A 19,760-nucleotide genomic window follows, 5' to 3' on the forward strand; every position below is an offset into this window, starting at 1 on the left:
TCAGGAACGCCACCTCTACTCACGACAAAACTTCAAGCTGAACCGAAGCGCCGCTCTCATCGAGTGGCGGCAACTTTGTTCCGGATAAGTTCAAGCCCTTGGCGGCAAACTGAGACTAGTTCGAATCCGTCTGACAGCACCGATATTAGCGCTTATGCTGCCCGTCTGACGGCCAGCATAAACCTGTCCGCCAGCGCATATGGCGCTAAGCCCAGTGCCTAAACACCTGCTGGGTTTTCCACATCTCGGCCCATCGCAGCCAGATCAGAATATCGATCCCCAATCCGGTGATGCGGGCGACCGCGAGTGGCCGCACCCAGTGCGACGACCAATTCGTCGACGGCAGGTGCATCGTAGATTGAAAACTGGACTGTCAGATAGTGAGACCGCCGACCGGTATCGTGCTTGTCCATCAAGGGGATCTGGATCTGTGTGTTCGCCGGGCCGCGGGTGTTGGTAAACCCAAGATAGCTTTTTGCGCCCACAGCCTCGCGATAAAAATTGCCGAACTGCAACGTGTGGATGAGGGCTGAGGCGTGCTCAACCTCGCAATTAGTGCCTGCGATGCAGGCCTTGCCATATGCTTCGATTGCGTCACCCGATCCCGCCAATGCAATGAGCCGGTCCGTCAAAATCGTGCCCAAAACTGGGGCCATACGGGTGATTTCGGGGGACAGGTCTTCGACGAATCCGCGGCCTGCCCAAGGGTTTGTCACCACAGCCGCCACCCCGATCATACGCAGGACAGGATCAGCGGGGCGGCCACCTTCGGTGTGAATGTCTTCGTCAAAGGTGACTATCTTTCGCAATTCGGGCAGCATAGGTTTTCTCCTGTCAGATATGATAGTTGCGGCGTTCGGCGACGGTATGGACCACCCCCTCCACCTCGGTTCCGTGATAGATGCCAAAGGCACCGTATTGATTTTCTTGAACGTATCGACGCAGCAAAGAGCGCTCCGCCTCGTCATTTACCTGTTCAAGAGGCAGAGCGGTTAGATCAAAATACCGCATGCCCGCAGGCGCATCCCCTGCAACGACCCCGTGATAAATGATGCGTTGGGTCGCGTCCTTTGAATTCTGGTAAACGGCGTAGAGATGATCAAGCTCGGACGTTAGCCCAAGGTCACTCAAATGTTGGGACAGCCCCTCAACAGACTTTGTCTGTGGCGGTGCAGCGGGCAGGAATGTTTGACCAGAGGTATCTTGGCACAGCAGCAACTGGTCATTGCGCACCAAAACAGCGCCCAATGAAACACTGCCCGCTGATGCGGCGGCATCGGCCAATGCATCGTCCAGCCCGATCTCGAAATAGCCACCCTTGTAATATCCAAGCGGTGTGCCTTCGGAGGTCTCGAATTCCAGCACTTGGCCGATAAGGATCAGATGGTCGCCGGCATCCACCAATCGGTGTCGCACGCAGCTGAAGCTTGCCAATGTTCCATCAATCAAGGGGACATCTTGCGCGTCGGTATGCCACTCTGCGAGATCAAATTTATCGACTGACTGTGATGCAAACAGGCCCGAAACCTCCTTTTGGTCATCCGCCAGAATGTTGACCGCAAAGTGATCAGCCTGCGCAAAAGTATCGCAAGAAAGTGTAGCCTTGGCGATACACACCAACAAAAGCGGCGGATCAAGCGAGACCGAGGTGAACGAATTGGCCGTGAACCCGCGCGGTGTGCCGTCCGGCTGGCGCGTCGTGACAACGGTAACTCCTGTGGCAAAGCTGCCAAAGGCGTTTCGCAATGCGCGTTTGGCGTCTGGATCCATGTCTTTGGGTGCCGCAAGGGTGTCCAATAAGCTGTCATCCGCGCCAAGTGCCGGAGGGGCGGACAGCGGGCCGTGACCATGCGCCCCGAAACGCAAAGGATTGGCGGCGATGGTCCACGGGTCTTGGCCCGCTGCGGCGACCGTGGCCAGCATACCACGTGCCGCGACATGTGGATCACGTGCAATGTCAGCTATCGTGTTCATCGGCCCAAAAGGCACTTCGCCGCCCAATAGGGTGGTCAGTTCCGCTTTGCTATGTGCGCCAGTCCAATGGGCCACCAAAGCGTTTAATTCAACGGCATGCGCAGAACGCGACGCGCGGGTGGCAAAGCGCGGATCATTTCCCAAATCGAGCTGGCCCATCAGGGCGGCCAAGCGCTGCCAAAATGCGTCATCCACAATGCCAAGTGCGATGTGTCCGTCCGTGGCGGGAAACAACCCGAAAGGTGCAAGGAACGGATGGCCGTTGCCTTCTGGTCCCGGCACCGCGCCTGTCATATCATGCAAGTAAACCATGCGTTCGCACAGCGAGATCATCGCGTCATACATGGCGACATCGACGAATTGCCCTTTGCCTGTTGCCTCGGCCTCGCGCAGGGCGGCCATGATGCCAAACGCCATCATCATGCCTGCGAAAATATCGCCCACGCCGGGGCCGGTTTTGGTTGGTGTGGTGTCATCAGGGCCAGTCATTGCCATCAACCCACCCATGGCTTGGGCCACGACATCATAAGACGGCCAATCGCTGTAAGGGCTGGCCCCTGAGCGTGGATCGCCAAAGCCACGGATCGCGGCATAAACCAGTTTGGGATTATCCGCCGAGAGTGTCTCGTATGACAGGCCCAGACGGTCCATCACATCGGGTCGGAAGTTTTCAACAATTACATCAGCGGTTGCCGCGAGATTTCGAAAGCTGGCTTTACCGTCCTCGGATTTCAGGTCAAGTCGGACGCTCTTTTTACCGCGGTTCAGGCTGACAAAGTATCCCGCCCAGTCGCGGTTTAGGTCGTCATCTCGGAAGGGGCCATTGCCGCGGCTGGTATCCCCGCTGCCGCCCTCGATCTTGATCACTTCTGCGCCGTGGTCGGCCAGATGCATTGTACAATAAGGGCCAGACAACATGCGGCTGAGGTCCAACACGCGCAGACCTTTGAGGATTTGCGTGCTCACGGCGCACCGTTCAACGTGTCAAGGAACGCGCGTATCGGCCTGTTCATCGCATCAGGGTTTTCGGCCAAGGCCATGTGGCGCAGACCTTTCAAAATGACCGCTTTGGCCCCCTGAATTTCAGCGGCGATAGCGTGGGTCATTTCAGGGCCATTTCCATAGTCTTCGTCGCCTGTGATGACCAGAGCGGGGCAAGAAATCGCAGGGTCAGGGGCCACAATCTCGTCAATGCCGCTCGCCAGAACGCGGTAAATTGTATGGTAGATCGGCTTTGAATTAGCAGTTACCCAGCCGCGCACGGTCTCCATCATCGCAGGATTGGCGGCGCGGTAGGGTTCGGTAAACCACCTCTTAAGCGCAGCTTCAACCGTGGAGCTTGGCCCCATTTCGCGGGCCTGATCCACCCGTTTCAGGATGGCATCCTGCGCGGCACCACTGCGTTTGTGCGGCGAATGAAGAATGATCAAACCCTGTGCCCTGTCGGGTGTATCCTGTGCAAAGCGGCGCGCGATCATGCCGCCCAAAGAAAAGCCGCCGATTACAGCGCGATCGATGTTGCAGTGATCCAGCAAACCGGCCAATTGATTTGAAAACAACGACAGGCTTGGCGTTTCAGGCGGCGCAGCGGAGCCGCCGTGGCCATAAAGATCATAGGTCAATACGCGGTGGCTGTCCGTGAGGGCAGGTGTTGTCCATTGCCAGCATTCTTGGTTCAGTCCCAGACCGTGGATCAATAGGACAACTGGCGCGTCTACCGGACCCGATAGTTCGTAGTGCGTGCCGTCTGGTGCGACCTTCATCACGTGTCACGTCCCAATGGCTTGTAGGCCATGACCTCAACTTCGACCCGTGCATCCACTAGCAGGTCGCTTACAACGGCGGAGCGTGTTGGCGGTTCAACCGGAAAGTACTCACCGTATACTTCGTTGAAACCCGGAAAATCGGCGCGCTCGCGCAGCCAGACCATCGCCTTGACCACGTCATCGCGGGTGCACCCGGCCTCAGCCAGTGTTGCGGTGATGTCATCCAGCACAGCACGGGTTTGATCCTGTACACTGCCGTCTGTCATAGGCACCCCATCGCGCATCGGAATTTGCCCGGTCAGAAAGACAAAATCGCCCGCCCGAATGGCACGTGACAGCGACAAAATCCGCCCGCCAATTTCAAGTGGGCCTCCAATGACTTGCTTTTTGTCGACCATCTTGCGGCCCTCCTTTCGTCACACCGTGCCCTGATCCAAAAAGGAGGGCTTTGGATTTTTCGACAACTGGTGTCGTTTTTTCCCGAACCCTAATCGAGAAAGCAGCCTTGAATAGGAATCAAATGAGAGAAGGTTTGTGCAATGGGTGACATCAAGAATTATCAGATGCTGATCAACGGCGATTGGGTGGATGCATCTGATGGTGGCACGTTTGACAGCGTGAACCCCACCACCGGCGAGATCTGGAGCCGTGTGCCAGAGGCGACAGAGGCAGATGTGAACAGCGCCGTTGAAACAGCGCATCATGCGTTTACCAAAGGGCCGTGGGCGAAAATGACGCCGACGGAGCGCGGCAAATGCCTGCGCAAGCTGGGCGATTTGTTGGCAGATCAATCTGAGGGTCTGGGGCGTACGGAATCTCTTGATACCGGCAAGATGCTCAAGGAAACCCGTTGGCAGGCCAAGTACATCGCCGAGTTTTTCCACTTTTTCGCCGGTTGCGCCGACAAGGTCAGCGGCGAAACCCTGCCCATCGACAAGGCCGACATGTTTGTTTTTACCAAGCGTGAACCTTTGGGCGTTGTGGCCGCTGTGGTGCCGTGGAACTCGCAACTATTTTTGGTCGCTGTCAAACTGGGGCCTGCTTTGGCGGCGGGCAATACTGTGGTGCTCAAGGCGTCGGAACACGCCAGTGCCGCGATGCTGGAATTTGGCAAGCTGATCGAACAGGCAGGCATTCCACCCGGTGTTGTAAACATCGTCACGGGTCACGGCGAACCTTGCGGGCGGGCGCTGACGGGGCATCCTTTGGTGGCGCGTGTGTCCTTTACCGGCGGGCCAAATGCGGCGCGGCATGTGTTGGAAAACGTGAAGCGCAACTTTGCCGAGGTCTCGCTGGAGTTGGGCGGGAAATCTCCGTTCATTGTATTTGACGATGCGAATATCGAAAGCGCCGTGAATGCCTCGATTGCGGGGATATTCGGGGCAACGGGGCAAAGCTGTGTCGCGGGCTCGCGCCTGTACCTGCACGAAGACATAGCGGATGAGTTTCTGGAGAAAATGACGTCCCTCACTCGCCAGATCGTGATCGGCGACCCTCTGGCGGAAGAGACCCAGATGGGGCCGCTATGCACAAAGGGTCAGTTGGAAAACATCCAACGCGAGGTGGCCCATGCACAAGAGCAGGGCGCAACAATCCTTGCGGGGGGCAAGCAACCGGATGGCATGGGTGGCTTGTTTTACGAACCCACGATCATTGATTGCCCTCGTCAGGATTTGCGGATTGTCGATACCGAATTGTTTGGGCCTGTTCTGTCTGTGCAGCGTTTCAAGACGGAACAAGAGGTGCTGGAGCTGGCCAACGATTCCGAACACGGGCTGGCGGCGGGTATTTTCACAAAAGACTCTGCGCGCTCGATGCGGATGGCAGGTGCCGTGCAGGCTGGGATCGTCTGGGTCAATACCTACCGCGTTGTGTCACCGATTGCGGAATTTGGCGGCGTCAAGGGGTCGGGCTATGGCCGCGAAAGCGGGTTTCAGGCGATCTATGATTACACCCGCCCCAAGACGATCTGGGTGAACACCTCGGATGAACCAATCTCGAACCCGTTTGTGATGCGCTGACGCCCTCCAAGACCTGATGAAGGAGAATTAAGATGAAATTCCAACTGGCTGTGAACATGGAGCGGATCGACGACAGTCTTGATATGCAAGACGTCGCCCGCCATACGCTTGAGATGGTGCAGATTGCCGAAGAGGGCGGGTTTGACATCGTTTGGTCCGCCGAACATCACGCGCTTGAGATGACGATTGCGCCCAATCCCTTTCAATTGCTGACGTGGTGGTCCACCGAAACCAGCAGCATCCGGTTGGGCACTGCGGTGGCGACAGCGGCCTATTGGCATCCGATCAATCTGGCAGGCGAGGCGGCGTTTGTTGATCTGATCAGCGGTGGACGGCTGGAGTTTGGTATTGGATCGGGCGCGTACCAGCGGGAATTTGACCGGATGAAACCGGGGCTGAAACAGTCAGATGCTTGGCGCTATATGCAAGAAATGCTGCCAGCGGTGCGCGCGCTTTGGGCCGGGGATTATGCCCATGACGGTGAGTTCTGGCAGTTTCCGACATCAACATCGGTGCCCAAACCGGTGCAGCCGGATGTGCCTGTTTGGGTCTCGGCCCGCTCGCCCATAACATACGACTATGCCATGCGCGAGAAATGTCATGTCAATTGCTGGCCGCTAACCCGTCCTTTTGCCGAAGCCGAGCTTTACATGCAGCAGCTGAACGAGGCGATTGTGAAAGCCGACAATGGCTGGATCCCGCGCTTTGCATTGATGCGCCATGCGTGCCTTTACGACAACGAGGCTGACCGCCAAGAGGGGCTGAAAGCTATCCGCAGGTTGCTCAGCCAATTCGAAAACCTGTTTCGCAACGCGGGCAATGTGATCAACGGTTTTCCTGCTGCGCTGCCGTTGGACGAATTGGAAGGCCGCGAGCAATATGACCCCGCGATGCTGGAGGAAAACCTGATGTTCGGCTCCCCCGACACGGTCATCCAAAAGTTGAAAAAGTATCAGGCCTTGGGGGTGAACGAGTTCATCTACTACGCCTCGATGGGGCTAAGCCATGATGCGCAAAAACGCTCGCTGCGGATGTTCTGTAAAGAAGTCATGCCAGAATTTAAGTCCTGAATTTGAAGAAGGAGACACCCTTATGTCGACAGGTGTAACGACACATCGCGACGGCCATGTGCTTGAAGTGACGCTGGAACGCGGCAAGGTGAACGCAATTGACGTGCCAACCTCACAGGCCTTGGCCGCTGCTTTTCAGGAATTGCATGAAGACAAAGACCTGCGCTGCGCTATTCTGACGGGCGGCGGAGACAAGATTTTCTCGGCCGGATGGGACCTCAAGGCGCTGAATGATGGCGAGATGAGCCTTGATAACTGGTGGGAGGCCGATGAATACGGCTTTGGCGGCTTCACCGGATTGACAGAAAACTGGGCGCTGAACAAACCGGTGATTGCCGCCATTAACGGGTTGGCGTTTGGCGGAGGGTTCGAAATGGCGATGGGCTGCGATTTGCTGATCGCGGCGGATCATGTGGAATTTGGCCTTCCTGAAATGCCCTTGGGGATTGTGCCGGATGCAGGCGCCTTGCAGCGCCTGCCACGCCGCATCCCACATAACATCGCGATGGAGATGTTTTTGTTGGGGCGTCGTATGTCGGCTACTGAGGCTGCGCATTACGGGCTGGTCAACAAGGTTGTGCCCAAAGAACAGCTGATGGATGCCGCGCGTGAATGGGCGGCGTCGATCGCATGGTCCGCCCCTTTGGCGATGCAAACCGTCAAGGAAGTGCAGCGCGAAATAGAATGTGTGCCGCTGGAACAAGCATTTCACAAAATGCGCACGGACCCAATGCCAGTCTACCGCAAGATGTTGAAATCTGCGGATGCCAAAGAAGGCGTTGCGGCCTTCATGGAAAAACGCGAACCGAATTTCAAAGGTGAATGATGTATCCTGATCCTCACTCCGTGACGCGTGTGGCCAGTCTGGGCGCGGGCCCCATTGGCGGCGGTTGGACCGCGCATTTTCTGGCACGTGGCTATGACGTAACCGCATATCTGCATGATGTAGCCGAGACCGACGCTTTCATGTCGATCCTCAAAACTGCTTGGATCAGTCTGACTGAATTGGGATTAGCAGAAGGCGCATCGCTGGACCGGTTGCGCATTGTCACTGATCTGGAACAGGCGCTGAAGGGTGTCGAGTTTGTGCAGGAAAGCGGGCCAGAACGGTTGGAGATCAAACAGGCGCTCTATGCGCAGATGGGAGCGATCCTGCCGCCGTCGGTTGTGATCGGATCGTCGACATCGGGCTTGATGATGAGCGATATTCAGGCCGATTGCCCAACGCCCGAACGCACGGTGATCGGCCACCCGTTTAATCCGCCGTATCTCTTGCCATTGGTCGAGATTGTGGGCGGTAAAAAGACCGCGCCAGAAGCGGTGGCTTGGGCTGGCGATTTTTACAAGATCGCGGGCAAAGCGCCGTTGATGATGAAAAAAGAAATCCCCGGTTTTGTGGCCACCCGCCTGCAAGAAGCGCTCTGGCGCGAGGCCCTGCATATGGTGGCGAATGGCGAAGCCACGCCGGAAGACATAGACATCGCGTTGATGAACGGTCCCGCCCCGCGCATGGTGTCGCAAGGGCAATGCATGGCATTTCATGTGGCCTGCGGGGCGGGCGGCATGGCGACCAATCTGGATCAGTTTGGGCCCGCTTTGAAACTGCCTTGGGCGCGTTTGGAAGCACCCGAGCTGACCAAAGAACTGCGCGACCGGATGGTGGATGGCTGCAACGCAGTTGCAGGAGATCGCCACTTTGAAGACATGGCCGCACAGCGTGACCGCGAAATAGTCAGCGTGCTGAATGCCCTGCGTCAGGCGCGGTCCACCTGAGTTTTGTCTTGCTTGCCATTGAGCGTATTGAGAAAATCCGAAAGCGAGCCAGGCCAACTTGGTGCTGGTTCGTTTTCCGGCCAAGCCTCACGATAGTCGGACGGGCGACGGTCAAAGAATTTACCGAAGGAATAGGCGAAATGTGACAGGGTGTTAAAACCCGAAGCCGTTGCGATCTGGCGGATGCTCAGCTGGGTTGAGATCAGCAAAAGCCGCGCATTTTGCAGCCTCCTGAGCAACCCGAATTGCACTACCGTACACCCCACATGTTTTTTGAACTGCCGCTCCAACTGGCGCTGCGACACATCAAGCAGGCCGGCGATTTCAGGTACGGTCAGCGGTTCTTCGATGTTGTTCTCGATCAATGTCATCGCTTCGCGCACCAGGGGCAACATCGTTTCTGTGCTGCGCCCCATTGTACTTCGTTGCGGCGTTGCGGCATTGCGGATCGGGTGGTGTAACATCTGGTCAGCAATCTCGCCGGAAAAACTGCTGCCCTGAAGCTCCTCAATCAAGCGCAGCATCAGATCCACGCCCGCCAATCCTCCCGCGCAGGTCATCACTTTGCTATCAAGCGTAAACAACCCCTCGCGCACATCGATACAGTCGAACGTCTCGCGGAACCCGTTCAGCCATGACCAGTGGATCGTCGCAGGCTTGCCGTCCAGCAAACCGGCGCGGGCAACGATGTAGCAACCCAACTCGACCCCGCAGATGCGGGTGCCGGCACGGGCACGTTTGCGCAGCCAAGCTATGAGGAGTTTGTTCGCATAGTGTTCCGTGCCCCAACTGCCCAGAACAAATGCAAACTTGGCGGGTTGCAACGTGTCGTCCGCAGTTTCGACCGTCGTGGTCATTCCGTTGCTGGCGGTAATTTTAGCGCCATCAAAGGAGGCGATTTCCCACGAGAAGATCGGCACAGGTGCGAGATAGTTCGCGATTCGCATCGTCTCGACCATCGTGATCAACGTGGTGATGTTGAACCTTGGCACAACGATAAAGACCGCATGTATTTGCGCAGGTGCCATTTTGGGCGAAATGTCAATTTCCATGGTGAATGGCCTTCTGATCTAGGTGCGATTTTTCGTCACTATAGCCAAAGATATGGCGGATAATCGACAAAATATTTGCCCCACTGCGCGCCAAGCTAAAGAAAAGGGGAGCCTGTCTGAATGAATTACGACGTCGTCTTGACCTGCGCGGTTACGGGAGCAGGAGATACCACCAGCAAAAGCCCTCACGTTCCTGTCACTCCCAAAGAGGTCGCGGATGCCGCGATTGAAGCGGCAAAAGCGGGTGCCTCCATCGCGCACATCCATGCGCGTGATCCTGAAACAGGACAGGGATCACGTGACCCAAAGTTGTTCAAGGAAATTGTTGACCGGATACGCGACAGCGACACTGATATTGTGATCAACATCACCGCTGGTATGGGCGGTGATTGGATTTCTGACGCTGATAATCCTGCAATGCCAGGTCCCGGTACCGACATGATCGGTCCCGAAGAACGGCTGGCGCATGTCAAAGAATGTATGCCCGAGATTTGTTCGCTTGACTGCGGCACGCTGAATTTTTCCGACACCGATATGATCTATATCTCGACCCCACCCAGCTTGCGCAAAATGGCGGCACTGGTGCAGGAATGGGGCGTGAAACCCGAGTTGGAAGTATTCGACTTGGGCCATATCCGCTTTGCCAAGGCGATGGTGGAAGAAGGGCTGATCAACGCGCCGCCCATGTTCCAATTGTGCCTTGGCATTCCCTGGGGCGCGGACCAGACGGTAGAGACGATGGCAGCGATGAAAGCGCAACTGCCGCAGGGCGCAAGCTGGGCCAGTTTCGGGATCAGCCGTGGCCAGATGCCAATGATGGCGGCTGCTGTAGCCTTGGGTGGCAATGTCCGGGTTGGTCTTGAGGATAACATCTATCTGGATCGTGGCGTGCTGGCGACGAACGGGCAGCTTGTCACCCGCGCCCGCGAGATCATCGAACGCATGGGCGCTCAGATCATCACGCCGCAAGAGGCGCGTAACAAGCTGGGCCTGCGGGGCGCTGATGCCTGATCTTGCCAATACCGGCAGTCTGCAAATCCGTGACGTGTCGAAAATGTTCGGGACGTTTCGTGCCGTGGACGGAGTCACTCTCGATATCGAGAAGGGCGAGTTCCTGACGCTGCTTGGCCCTTCGGGGTCGGGCAAGACAACGTTGCTGATGATGATCGCGGGGTTCTTGGACATCACCAATGGCGACATCGCGCTGGATGGTGCCTCCATCGCGCAGGTGCCCGCCGAAAAACGCAACTTCGGCATGGTGTTTCAGGGTTATGCGTTGTTCCCGCACATGTCAGTGCGCGACAACATTGGCTATGCGTTGAGCGTGCGCAAACGCCCCGCCTCCGAGATCAAAGCCCGTGTCGATGAGATGCTGGATCTGGTGCAATTGCAGGAGTTTGCAGACCGCAAGCCCACGCAATTGTCGGGGGGCCAACAACAACGTGTCGCCTTGGCCCGTGCCTTGTGTTTTGCGCCGCCTGTGTTGTTGCTGGATGAACCGCTGGGCGCGCTTGACAAGAAATTGAGGGTCGAGGTGCAAGAGCAACTCAAAGACATTCACCGCCGTGTTGGCACCACATTCATCTACGTCACCCACGATCAAGAAGAAGCGCTGTCCATGTCGGACCGGATCGTGATCATGCGTGACGGGGCGATTGAACAGGTGGGCACGCCCAAGGAATTGTATGAACGCCCCGCGACCAAGTTTGCCGCCAGCTTTCTGGGTAAATCCAATTTCATCAGGCAAGGTGGCAGGACGTTTGCGCTGCGCCCCGAAAAGATCGACCTGCGCACTGATCACGGGGGGGATGCGCGCACTAGCGGCAGCATTCGGTCCATCACGTATTTCGGCTCGATGCAGCGGATCATCGTCGACACGGAGCACGGAGACGAGATCGAAGTCGATATCGACGTCTGGCGTAATCAAGAAACACTGAGCGAAGGGGCAGCGGTTGATCTGCTTTGGCAGGATGCTGCCGCCGTCGAATTGAAAGACAACTAGATTTCACAAAAGAGCACCGCAAAGGTGCCTCCAGCAACAAGCCGGACGACCTTCGGCAAACCAATAGGAGGACTAAATGCAAGACAAACAGTTCATGAAAGAGATGCTTACCGAGGGTGCGCATGCTTACAAAGAGGGCCGCATGGATCGCCGCTCGTTTCTCGCGCTTTGTGGTGCGTCCGGTGTTGCGCTGAGCTCCGTGATGGCGGGCGACGCCGAAGCTGCAGCAGACCATGTTGTGATGTGGAATTGGGGTGGTCAATCCGAGGAATGTCACGGCTCGGCCATTGGTGATGCGTTCACTGCGTCCACCGGCAAGGGGTTGAAATTCGACACCTCCGGCCCGCTGGAAGGCAAGATCAAGGAGATGGTCGACAGCGGTAATGTCACGGCAGACGTGGCGGACGCGGACCTGTTCAACGCGGTATCGCTTGGGCCAACAGGACACCTTGAGCCGATTGACTATTCCGTTGTCTCCAAGGACAAAACCCTGCCCGGTTATGCGCTTGAATATGGCGTTTCGGTGATCCTGTATGGCTATGCCTTTGTCTACGACACCGAAGCTTACGGCGATAATCCACCACAAAACTGGGCTGATTTCTTTGACACTGCCAAGTTCCCCGGCATGCGATCGCTGTACAAATGGGCCAACGGTTCGCTTGAAGCAGCGCTGATGGCGGATGGAGTGGCGGGCGATGCGCTCTACCCGCTCGACATGGACCGTGCTTTGGCTAAGATCAAATCCATCAAGGATGACAGCCTGTACTGGGGCTCTGGATCAGAGGCGCATTCGATGTGCGTGAATGGTGAAGTTACCATGGGTATGATCTGGCAAAACCGGGGTCGCAACATCGAGAATGACACCGATGGCCGCTTCAAATTGGTGAACAATCAGGCGATGGCGATGCCGGGTGCGTATATCGTTCCCAAGGGCAATCCGGCCGGTGCTGCGGTGATGCAGTTTATCGCAACCGCGCAAGAAGTGCCTGCACAACTGGCGCTGCTGGACTGCCTCGGCATGACGCCGTCCAATCCTGCGGCCTTTGGTGAAATCCCCGAGGATCAGCAGGATTATGCCATCACCTCGGCCATGAACATCGACAAGATCGTCTACAACGATCCGGAGTGGTGGGGTAAAAATGGTGGTGATGCGGTGAACGCATTCCTTGAGGCAATTAGCTAACTTCCTGACCTGCCGCCCGACGTTAGACCGTTGGGCGGCCTTTTTCGAAACGGACTCCTGATGCACGCCTTGCGCAAGCACCTACATCCCGGCTGGTTGATCATCGCGCCTTTACTGGTGTTGGTGCTGGCGCTCTATCTGGGTCCGATACTGAATATCCTCTGGCTGAGTATCACAGACCCCGAACCGGGATTTGGCAACTACGCGAAGCTGGGCGAAAGTGATGCGTTGGTCCGCATCATCTGGACCACCGTGCGCATCTGCATCATCACCACAATGTTCAGTGTCACGCTGGGCTATTCCATCGCCTACGCCATGGTGCACTGCCACCAGCGCCAGAAGAATTATATGCTGACGCTGCTGCTTGTGTCCTTTTGGATTTCCATACTTGTCCGTACATTTTCATGGCTCATGCTGTTGGGGCGCAAGGGTTTGGTGAATGTCGCCCTCGAAGACATTGGCCTGATTGTCGAACCGATTGCCTTCATGCGTAACGAATTGGGCGTGCTGATTGGCATGATCCACTACATGATCCCCTACGCGGTGCTGCCGCTTTTGGTGTCGATGCAGGCGATTGATCACCGGGTGATGGACGCCTCGCGCAATCTGGGCGCGACGGGCAGTCAAACATTCTGGCGAATTTATCTTCCGCTGACCACACCGGGGCTGGTGGCCTCTACCTTGTTGGTGTTCATCCTGAGCCTTGGCTTTTACGTGACGCCTGCGGTTCTGGGCGGCGGCAAGGTACTGATGGTGGCCGAATATATTTCGGTGCAGTTGCTTGTTACGCTGAAATGGGGCACCGCTGCGATGCTGGCGGCACTGATGTTGTTTGGCGTGCTGGCGATGCTCTGGATCATGTCGCGGTTCATGAAACTCAGCACCGTCTTTGGCGGGGCGGCGCGATGAGAGCAGGGTTGTTCTCCCTTTTCAACCGCATCGGCGCTTGGGTCTTGTTGCTGTTTCTGGTGACGCCTGCGCTGATCGCTATACCCGTGTCACTCACACCTAAGCGGTTCCTGTCGATGCCATCGGGCGAGTTGTCGCTACGCCATTTTCAAAAGTTGTTCACCAGCGAGGAATGGTTGTCGAGCTTCTTTCAAAGCGGTGTCATCGCGGTCTCGACCTCTGTGCTGGCCACAACGCTTGGCACACTCTGCGCCATTGGGTTGTGGCGCGTGTCATCGAAATACAGCGAGCTTGTGCGCGCTTTTCTACTCCTGCCACTTATCATCCCACAGATCATTTCGGCTATGGCGTTCTACCGCCTTTGGATACCACTGGGTCTGCTCGACAGTTATGCGGGGCTAATCCTCGCCCATACCATTCTTGCAGCACCCATGGTGCTGATCACGGTCAGTGCGTCACTGGCCACCTTTGATCCAAAACTGGAACAGGCGTCAAAAAACCTTGGCGCTTCGAACTGGACAACCATGCGTCGGGTGATCCTGCCCTCCATCAAACCGGGGGTGTTTGCGGGCGCGCTCTTTGCCTTCATCCTCAGCTGGGACGAGATTGTCGTGACACTTTTCATCTCGAAATTCAGCGTCTACACCCTGCCGCGCCGCATGTGGAACGGCATCCGTGAAAACACCGATCCCACCGTGGCAGCCGCCGCCGTGGTGTTGATCGCCATCACCTTAATTGCCTTTGTCGTCTTCGCTATTATGTCGCGCAGGACTGCAAAGAACACTGAAGTTTAAGTGAGGTTCTTATGAACATGGAAACATCTGTTGAAAGCGACCTGTTAATCAACACGGTCCGCCGCTTTGTTGAAACCGAAATGTTTCCCCACGAGGAGGAAGTGGACCGGCTAGGCCATGTCCCCGAAGAGATCGGGCGTGCGATTGAGGCCAAATCCAAAGAGCTGGGCCTGTATGCCTGCAACCTGCCCGAAGAGGTTGGCGGCGGCGGTTTGAGCATCGCGCAAATGGCACTTATTGAGCGCGAATATGGCAAGACCAGCCATGCCCTGCAAAGCTGGGCGGCGCGGCCCACCGAACTGCTCATGGCCTGCGATGCAGAGCAACGCGAGCGCTACCTTTTCCCCGCCGTTCGTGGTGAAAAGCGTGAATTGTTTGCCCTGACCGAACCCGACGCGGGATCGGATGTGATGGGTATGAAAACCAATGCACGCCGCGAGGGGGATGATTGGATCCTCAATGGTTCCAAGCATTTTATCTCTGGCCCATGCATGCCTGATTTCGCAATTGTTTTTGCCGCAACGGGCGTCGAAGAAACGCCTCGTGGGCCGCGCAAACGGGTGACCGCGTTTCTGGTGGACGTCGGCATGGCTGGGTTTGACTGCCGCGAAGGCACGCGCTGCGTCAGCTATCGCGGCTACAAGACGTTTGAGTTGCATTTCGACAATGTGCGCCTTGGTCCTGAACAAATCTTGGGCGAAGAGGGGCGCGGGCTGGAATTGTCGGGCAAGTGGCTTGGGATGGGGCGCATCTGGGTTGGTGCCACCTGCTGTGGCAAAGCCGAGCGCATTTTGGAGATGGCGACCGATTGGGCGGCAACGCGCAAACAATTCGGCAAACCCATCGGGACGTTTCAGGCCACGGGGTTCCGTCTGGCGGATGGTGCGATGAACCTGCGGGCTGCTAGCCTGCTGGTCAATGACGCCGTGGCCCGCGCGGAAAAAGGTGTGATGTCGGACGCCGATGCGGCGATGGTCAAAGTGTATTGCGCGGAAATGCTGGGCAAGATCGCAGACGATGCAGTGCAGATCTTTGGCGGCATGGGGCTGATGGAAGAAATGCCGATCCAACGCTTCTGGCGCGACAGTAGGCTTGAGCGCATCTGGGACGGTACGAGCGAAATCCAGCGCCACATTATCACACGATCCATCCTGCGGCCGCTTGGTGCATGACCCCTGAGCACCGCGCAAATTTCCAACGTCTACTCAGGCCGCGCCACATCGCGTTTGTCGGGGGGCGCGATGCGACGATTGCGATCAACGAGGCTCGCCGGCGTGGCTTTGCCGGACAAATGTGGGCCGTGAACCCCAAGAGAACAGAGCTTGCCGGGCTGCCCTGTGTTGCCTCGATCAACGATCTTCCCGAGGCACCCGATGCGGTCTACCTCGCCATTCCGGCGGGCGGGGTGGTTGCGGCGTTGCAAACCCTCGCGCAGATGGGAGCAGGTGGCGTGGTGTGCTTCTCGGCGGGCTTCAAGGAAACCGGCGATGCGCTCGCCGAACAAGCGTTGATCGACGCTACAGGTGATATGGCGCTGATCGGGCCGAATTGCTACGGGGTGATTAACTACATCGACAATGCCGCACTTTGGTCGTTTGAACACGGCGGTTGGTCGCCCGGCTATGGCGCGGCGATCATAACGCAATCGGGTATGTTTTCATCGGACATCACCATGAGCCAACGCTCCTTGCCGCTGGCCTATATGGTGTCTGCGGGCAATCAGGCGGTGCTGGGCCAAGAGGACTTTCTGGATGTCTTTGCCGACGACCCTGCGGTGCGGGCCATTGGCCTGCACATCGAAGGGTTGCAAGACATCCCCCGCTTTGAACGCGCTGCACTTAGGGCGCTGTCCAAGGGCATTCCCGTTGTTGCACTCAAGACGGGGAGTTCCGAGATTGGGTCAGCCTTGACGGTCAGTCATACCGGATCACTCTCTGGTTCCACAGAACTCTATGAAGCGCTATTCGCACGCACAGGTGTCATTAGCGTGACCAACCCCTCGCAATTTCTCGAGACGCTCAAGTTTCTCTGTGTGGTCGGTGCCCCCAAGGGGTCGCGTGTCGCAGGGTTCACCTGCTCGGGTGGTGGGGCGACGATGTTGGCGGATTACGCAGAAAAGATTGGGCTGACGCTTCCGCCTGTTGATCCTGCGCAAGAACCTGCACTCACCGCGCTGTTGCCTGACATCGCAACTGTGTCGAACCCGCTGGATTACACCACACCGATTTGGGGGCAGGGCGAGTATACCTATCCTGTTTTTGCCAAAGCCATTGCTGCCCTGAACGCGGATGTTGCAGTTCTGGTTCAGGACTATCCTGCTGCTGGGTTAGATGCGTCCAAAGGATACTATCAACAGGATGCTGCGGCCTTTGGGCGGGCAGCCAAAGAACAGGGCCTACCTGCCGCGATTTGTGCGACTTTACCTGAGAATATGGACCTTGAGACCCGTCAGTTCCTGATTGCTGAGGGGTTAGTCCCAATGCAGGGGATACATGAGGCGTTGAATGCGATTGCTCAGGCGGCCACTTGGGCACAGGCCCGTGCGCGCATCGCCGAAAATTGGCCAGCACCCTTGCTGCCAGCGGGGCAAGGCGGGACGGTGGAAATGCTGACCGAAGACCGGGGCAAAGACTGGCTGTCTGGAAAAGGCGTTGCGGTGCCAAAGGGCAGAACCGTGTCTGGCGAAAAGGTCGCAGAGGCGGCGTGCGAAATTGGCTTTCCTGTGGCGCTCAAGATGATGAGCTCGCTTTTGGCGCATAAGACCGAAGCAGGGGCGGTCGCGCTAAGCCTCGGTTCCGTCGAAGCAGTGCGTGCCGCCGCTACACAAATGTCCGCAGATGTTGCGAGTCACAGCTCCAAAGCCGTCACAGACCGGTTTTTGGTCGAAGCCATGTCGCCGCCCCCTTTGGCGGAACTCATCGTCACCCTGCGCAGTGATCCGCAGTTTGGCGCGGCATTGGTTTTGGGCAGCGGCGGCGTTCTGGTTGAGTTGGTAGGCGACGCGGTGACGCTGCTTTTAACCGCATCCCCTGATGAGATTGAGGACGCTTTGCAAAGCCTGCGTGTGGCACAGTTGCTTGCAGGCTTCAGGGGCCGTTCCAAAGCAGAACTGTCCAAAATTGCGGCCCAAATTCACACTCTTTGTCAGGCTTACCTGCAAGAGCGTGCCACCATCGCCGAGATCGAGATCAACCCGCTGTTTGTCTATCCAGACCATGTCTGCGCGGTAGATGCATTGCTGCACCGCGTGGTTGCATCATGAGCGGTGCGCGGATTATCCGAAACCCCGATCTGACCGTAGGGGCAGACAACAAGCAACGCTGGAACCAGCCCGCGCATCGCCGTCACGGGTTTCACAATGCGCATCATCTGTTTCGCCGCACGCTAATGGTGCGGTCGCGCAATGTTTTGGTGTTGGAACCGCCAAAGGGTAGGCTGCCCGATCAGCCAGCGCGCTTGCAAGACCTGTTGAACCATCCTGCATTCTCGGCGCTCTGCTGCATTCAGGGCAACCGTATCGTGATGGAAGCGGCGGCGGATGACTTCACAACAACGACACCGCATTCCATTCAATCTGTCTCCAAGCTGCACATCCATCTGATTGTCGGGCAACTTCTGGAACAGGGTCTTATGTCGCTCGAGGCCAAGGTTGCAGACTATCTGCCAGACATCGGAACAGGGTATGCGCAAGCCACGGTACAATCGCTGTTGGATATGGCCGTCAGCAACGATTTTTCCGAGGACTACAGTGACCCGCAGTCGGATTGTTATACTGAGGAAGTCGCCTTGGGCTGGCGGTTGCCCGCAGATGATCTGGCAGAGACCACTTTGGTCGATTTCACCAATGCGATCACGGGTTTTACCCCGCCGGTCCCGCAAGAATACGCCGCATATAAATCTGCCAATACCGACGTCCTGACCCGCATTGCGGCCGCGGTTTCGCCACGGCCCTTGGCGCTGCATATCGAAGATATCGCCGATGCCGCCGGATATGAGGGCGCGTTTCACATCAGCCGCAGCCCTGACGGATTTCCCGCCTTTTCCGGCGGGGGCTGCCTGAGTGCGCGTGACCTTGCGCGATTTGGACTGTTGTTTGCGCGGGCGGGGCGCGACATTTCGGGCAAACCCTTTGCGAATGCGGCATTCATCGTCCATAGCTTGTCGCGCGATGCCGCTAAACTCACCCCTCCAAAGGACTGGTTGCAATACTCAAACCACCTAATGACGGATGGGCGGTTTGTCGGGCATGCTGGCTACGGTGGGCAGTTTCTGATGGTCGACACGCTGTCGGGGACTTCCTGCGCCTTTCTCAGTGTCTTGGAAAACGAAGCAGGTTATGACGATGCCTATATCGGCCTTGTTGCCCAAACCCTGCGAGAGCTGTGCGACCAATGATGCGCCCACAGGGCCGATATTAACAACGAAATAAGGTGGCGAAGAGATGAGCGCATTTGATGAAGACCTGTTCCTGAAAGGGCTTGAGCAACGCAAAGCCACGCTGGGCGCTGAATATGTTGAGAAAAACCTCGCGGCGGCGGATGATTTCACCCGGCCCTTCCAAGAAGCGATGACCGCGTGGTGCTGGGGTTTTGGCTGGGGTGACGATGTCATTGATGCAAAGACGAGATCCATGATGAACCTGTCAATGATCGGCGCCTTGGGGAAAATGACCGAATGGGAAATCCATTGTCGAGGTGCGATCAGCAATGGCGTCAGCACCGATGAAATTCGAGCGATCATCCACGTAATCGGTATTTATTGCGGTGTGCCACAGGCGCTGGAGTGTTTTCGCGTTGCACGCAGAGTGATCGAAGAGGGATGAGGCGGCAAGAGTAACGAAAGATATCCAAGCGTAGAGCGGGAATACCTAAGCGATGCGGACGCCTTGATCCTTTAAGATTGCCTGCACCGAAGTCATGCTCACCTCGTCGAACCCGCAGCGGTCCTTGATCGACACTGCTGCGGCAACACCTGCACCCTGTCCCGCAACAGCGCAACAAGCCATGTTGCGGGTGGCTGCGTGGGCGATACGGTCCCCGCCGATAGCGCGGCCTGCGACGATCAGGTTTTTCACCGGTCTTGTCAGAAAGATTCCAGTTGAGACGGGCAGGGCGGCCTCGTAGCGTCTGAACATGACCAAACCTAACCCTTTCAAGGGCTTTCAAAGCAGCCCGGAAATCATTCGCTTGGCGGTGATGTTGTACATTCGGTTACCG

At 57.0% G+C, this 19,760-nt stretch carries 19 protein-coding genes and 1 pseudogene; 14 read left to right on the forward strand and 6 right to left on the reverse strand.

What is annotated here, in order from left to right; genetic code table 11:
- Positions 1-218 precede the first annotated feature (218 nt).
- The 4 genes from ABJD00_RS08885 to ABJD00_RS08900 are packed head-to-tail and all read right to left on the reverse strand — an operon-like array spanning position 219 to position 4,138.
- On the reverse strand, positions 219-821 hold the full coding sequence (locus ABJD00_RS08885) for an amino acid synthesis family protein (protein WP_413848571.1): 603 nt from the start codon (positions 819-821) through the stop codon (positions 219-221).
- A gap of 13 nt (positions 822-834) precedes the next feature.
- A complete protein-coding gene (locus tag ABJD00_RS08890) occupies positions 835-2,940 on the reverse strand; it encodes a CoA transferase (protein WP_413848573.1) in 2,106 nt (701 codons plus the stop codon).
- Positions 2,937-3,737 carry an alpha/beta fold hydrolase gene (locus ABJD00_RS08895; protein ID WP_413848575.1) on the reverse strand — a complete coding sequence of 267 codons (801 nt, stop codon included), beginning with the start codon at positions 3,735-3,737 and terminating at the stop codon, positions 2,937-2,939. The genes ABJD00_RS08890 and ABJD00_RS08895 overlap by 4 nt, the downstream gene beginning before the upstream one ends.
- Positions 3,737-4,138 carry a RidA family protein gene (locus ABJD00_RS08900; protein ID WP_413848577.1) on the reverse strand — a complete coding sequence of 134 codons (402 nt, stop codon included), beginning with the start codon at positions 4,136-4,138 and terminating at the stop codon, positions 3,737-3,739. The genes ABJD00_RS08895 and ABJD00_RS08900 overlap by 1 nt, the downstream gene beginning before the upstream one ends.
- 141 nt (positions 4,139-4,279) lie before the next feature.
- Between ABJD00_RS08900 and ABJD00_RS08905 the strand changes: the two genes are divergently transcribed.
- Genes ABJD00_RS08905 through ABJD00_RS08920 form a run of 4 tightly spaced genes read left to right on the forward strand, consistent with a single transcriptional unit; the run spans position 4,280 to position 8,604 of the window.
- Positions 4,280-5,761, forward strand: a complete 1,482-nt coding sequence (locus tag ABJD00_RS08905) for an aldehyde dehydrogenase (protein WP_413848579.1) — start codon at positions 4,280-4,282, stop codon at positions 5,759-5,761.
- A 32-nt stretch (positions 5,762-5,793) separates the two neighbouring features.
- Complete coding sequence (locus tag ABJD00_RS08910) at positions 5,794-6,831, forward strand: LLM class flavin-dependent oxidoreductase (protein WP_413848581.1); 1,038 nt, start codon at positions 5,794-5,796, stop codon at positions 6,829-6,831.
- Positions 6,832-6,853: 22 nt separating this feature from the next.
- Positions 6,854-7,657 (forward strand): carnitinyl-CoA dehydratase, encoded by an 804-nt coding sequence (locus ABJD00_RS08915; protein ID WP_413848583.1) that lies wholly within the window; start codon positions 6,854-6,856, stop codon positions 7,655-7,657.
- Entirely contained in the window at positions 7,654-8,604 is a 951-nt protein-coding gene (locus ABJD00_RS08920; RefSeq protein WP_413848585.1) for a 3-hydroxyacyl-CoA dehydrogenase NAD-binding domain-containing protein, read from the forward strand. The genes ABJD00_RS08915 and ABJD00_RS08920 overlap by 4 nt, the downstream gene beginning before the upstream one ends.
- Here the strand turns inward: ABJD00_RS08920 and ABJD00_RS08925 are convergent.
- Positions 8,586-9,656, reverse strand: a complete 1,071-nt coding sequence (locus tag ABJD00_RS08925; RefSeq protein ID WP_413848587.1) for a GlxA family transcriptional regulator — start codon at positions 9,654-9,656, stop codon at positions 8,586-8,588. The two genes, ABJD00_RS08920 and ABJD00_RS08925, sit on opposite strands and share 19 nt — an antisense overlap.
- 120 nt (positions 9,657-9,776) lie before the next feature.
- Between ABJD00_RS08925 and ABJD00_RS08930 the strand changes: the two genes are divergently transcribed.
- The 9 genes from ABJD00_RS08930 (at position 9,777) to ABJD00_RS08970 (ending at position 19,366) form a co-directional block, all read left to right on the forward strand.
- Complete coding sequence (locus tag ABJD00_RS08930) at positions 9,777-10,667, forward strand: 3-keto-5-aminohexanoate cleavage protein (protein ID WP_413848589.1); 891 nt, start codon at positions 9,777-9,779, stop codon at positions 10,665-10,667.
- Positions 10,660-11,658, forward strand: coding sequence for an ABC transporter ATP-binding protein (locus ABJD00_RS08935; RefSeq protein ID WP_413848591.1), 999 nt, complete (start codon positions 10,660-10,662; stop codon positions 11,656-11,658). Before ABJD00_RS08930 ends, ABJD00_RS08935 begins: the two co-directional genes overlap by 8 nt.
- Before the next feature lie 76 nt (positions 11,659-11,734).
- Positions 11,735-12,841, forward strand: a complete 1,107-nt coding sequence (locus ABJD00_RS08940) for an extracellular solute-binding protein (protein ID WP_413848593.1) — start codon at positions 11,735-11,737, stop codon at positions 12,839-12,841.
- A 60-nt stretch (positions 12,842-12,901) separates the two neighbouring features.
- Positions 12,902-13,750 (forward strand): ABC transporter permease, encoded by an 849-nt coding sequence (locus ABJD00_RS08945; protein ID WP_413848595.1) that lies wholly within the window; start codon positions 12,902-12,904, stop codon positions 13,748-13,750.
- On the forward strand, positions 13,747-14,544 hold the full coding sequence (locus ABJD00_RS08950; RefSeq protein ID WP_413848597.1) for an ABC transporter permease: 798 nt from the start codon (positions 13,747-13,749) through the stop codon (positions 14,542-14,544). The genes ABJD00_RS08945 and ABJD00_RS08950 overlap by 4 nt, the downstream gene beginning before the upstream one ends.
- Before the next feature lie 11 nt (positions 14,545-14,555).
- Positions 14,556-15,716 (forward strand): acyl-CoA dehydrogenase family protein, encoded by a 1,161-nt coding sequence (locus ABJD00_RS08955; protein WP_413848599.1) that lies wholly within the window; start codon positions 14,556-14,558, stop codon positions 15,714-15,716.
- A complete protein-coding gene (locus tag ABJD00_RS08960) occupies positions 15,713-17,806 on the forward strand; it encodes an acetate--CoA ligase family protein (protein WP_413848601.1) in 2,094 nt (697 codons plus the stop codon). The genes ABJD00_RS08955 and ABJD00_RS08960 overlap by 4 nt, the downstream gene beginning before the upstream one ends.
- Positions 17,803-18,939, forward strand: coding sequence for a serine hydrolase domain-containing protein (locus ABJD00_RS08965; RefSeq protein ID WP_413848603.1), 1,137 nt, complete (start codon positions 17,803-17,805; stop codon positions 18,937-18,939). The genes ABJD00_RS08960 and ABJD00_RS08965 overlap by 4 nt, the downstream gene beginning before the upstream one ends.
- A gap of 46 nt (positions 18,940-18,985) precedes the next feature.
- On the forward strand, positions 18,986-19,366 hold the full coding sequence (locus ABJD00_RS08970) for a carboxymuconolactone decarboxylase family protein (protein WP_413848605.1): 381 nt from the start codon (positions 18,986-18,988) through the stop codon (positions 19,364-19,366).
- 45 nt (positions 19,367-19,411) lie between these two features.
- Here the strand turns inward: ABJD00_RS08970 and ABJD00_RS08975 are convergent, their stop codons facing one another.
- The gene (locus tag ABJD00_RS08975) at positions 19,412-19,678 is read right to left on the reverse strand and encodes an FAD-dependent oxidoreductase (protein ID WP_413848607.1); all 267 of its coding nucleotides are present in this window, start codon (positions 19,676-19,678) and stop codon (positions 19,412-19,414) included.
- Between ABJD00_RS08975 and ABJD00_RS08980 the strand changes: the two are divergent.
- Positions 19,677-19,760 (forward strand): annotated as a pseudogene (locus ABJD00_RS08980) (IS6 family transposase); the annotation flags it as partial. The gene ABJD00_RS08975 and the pseudogene ABJD00_RS08980 overlap by 2 nt on opposite strands.

This window comes from Tateyamaria sp., assembly GCF_039945315.1.
Taxonomy (GTDB): Bacteria; Pseudomonadota; Alphaproteobacteria; order Rhodobacterales; family Rhodobacteraceae; genus Tateyamaria.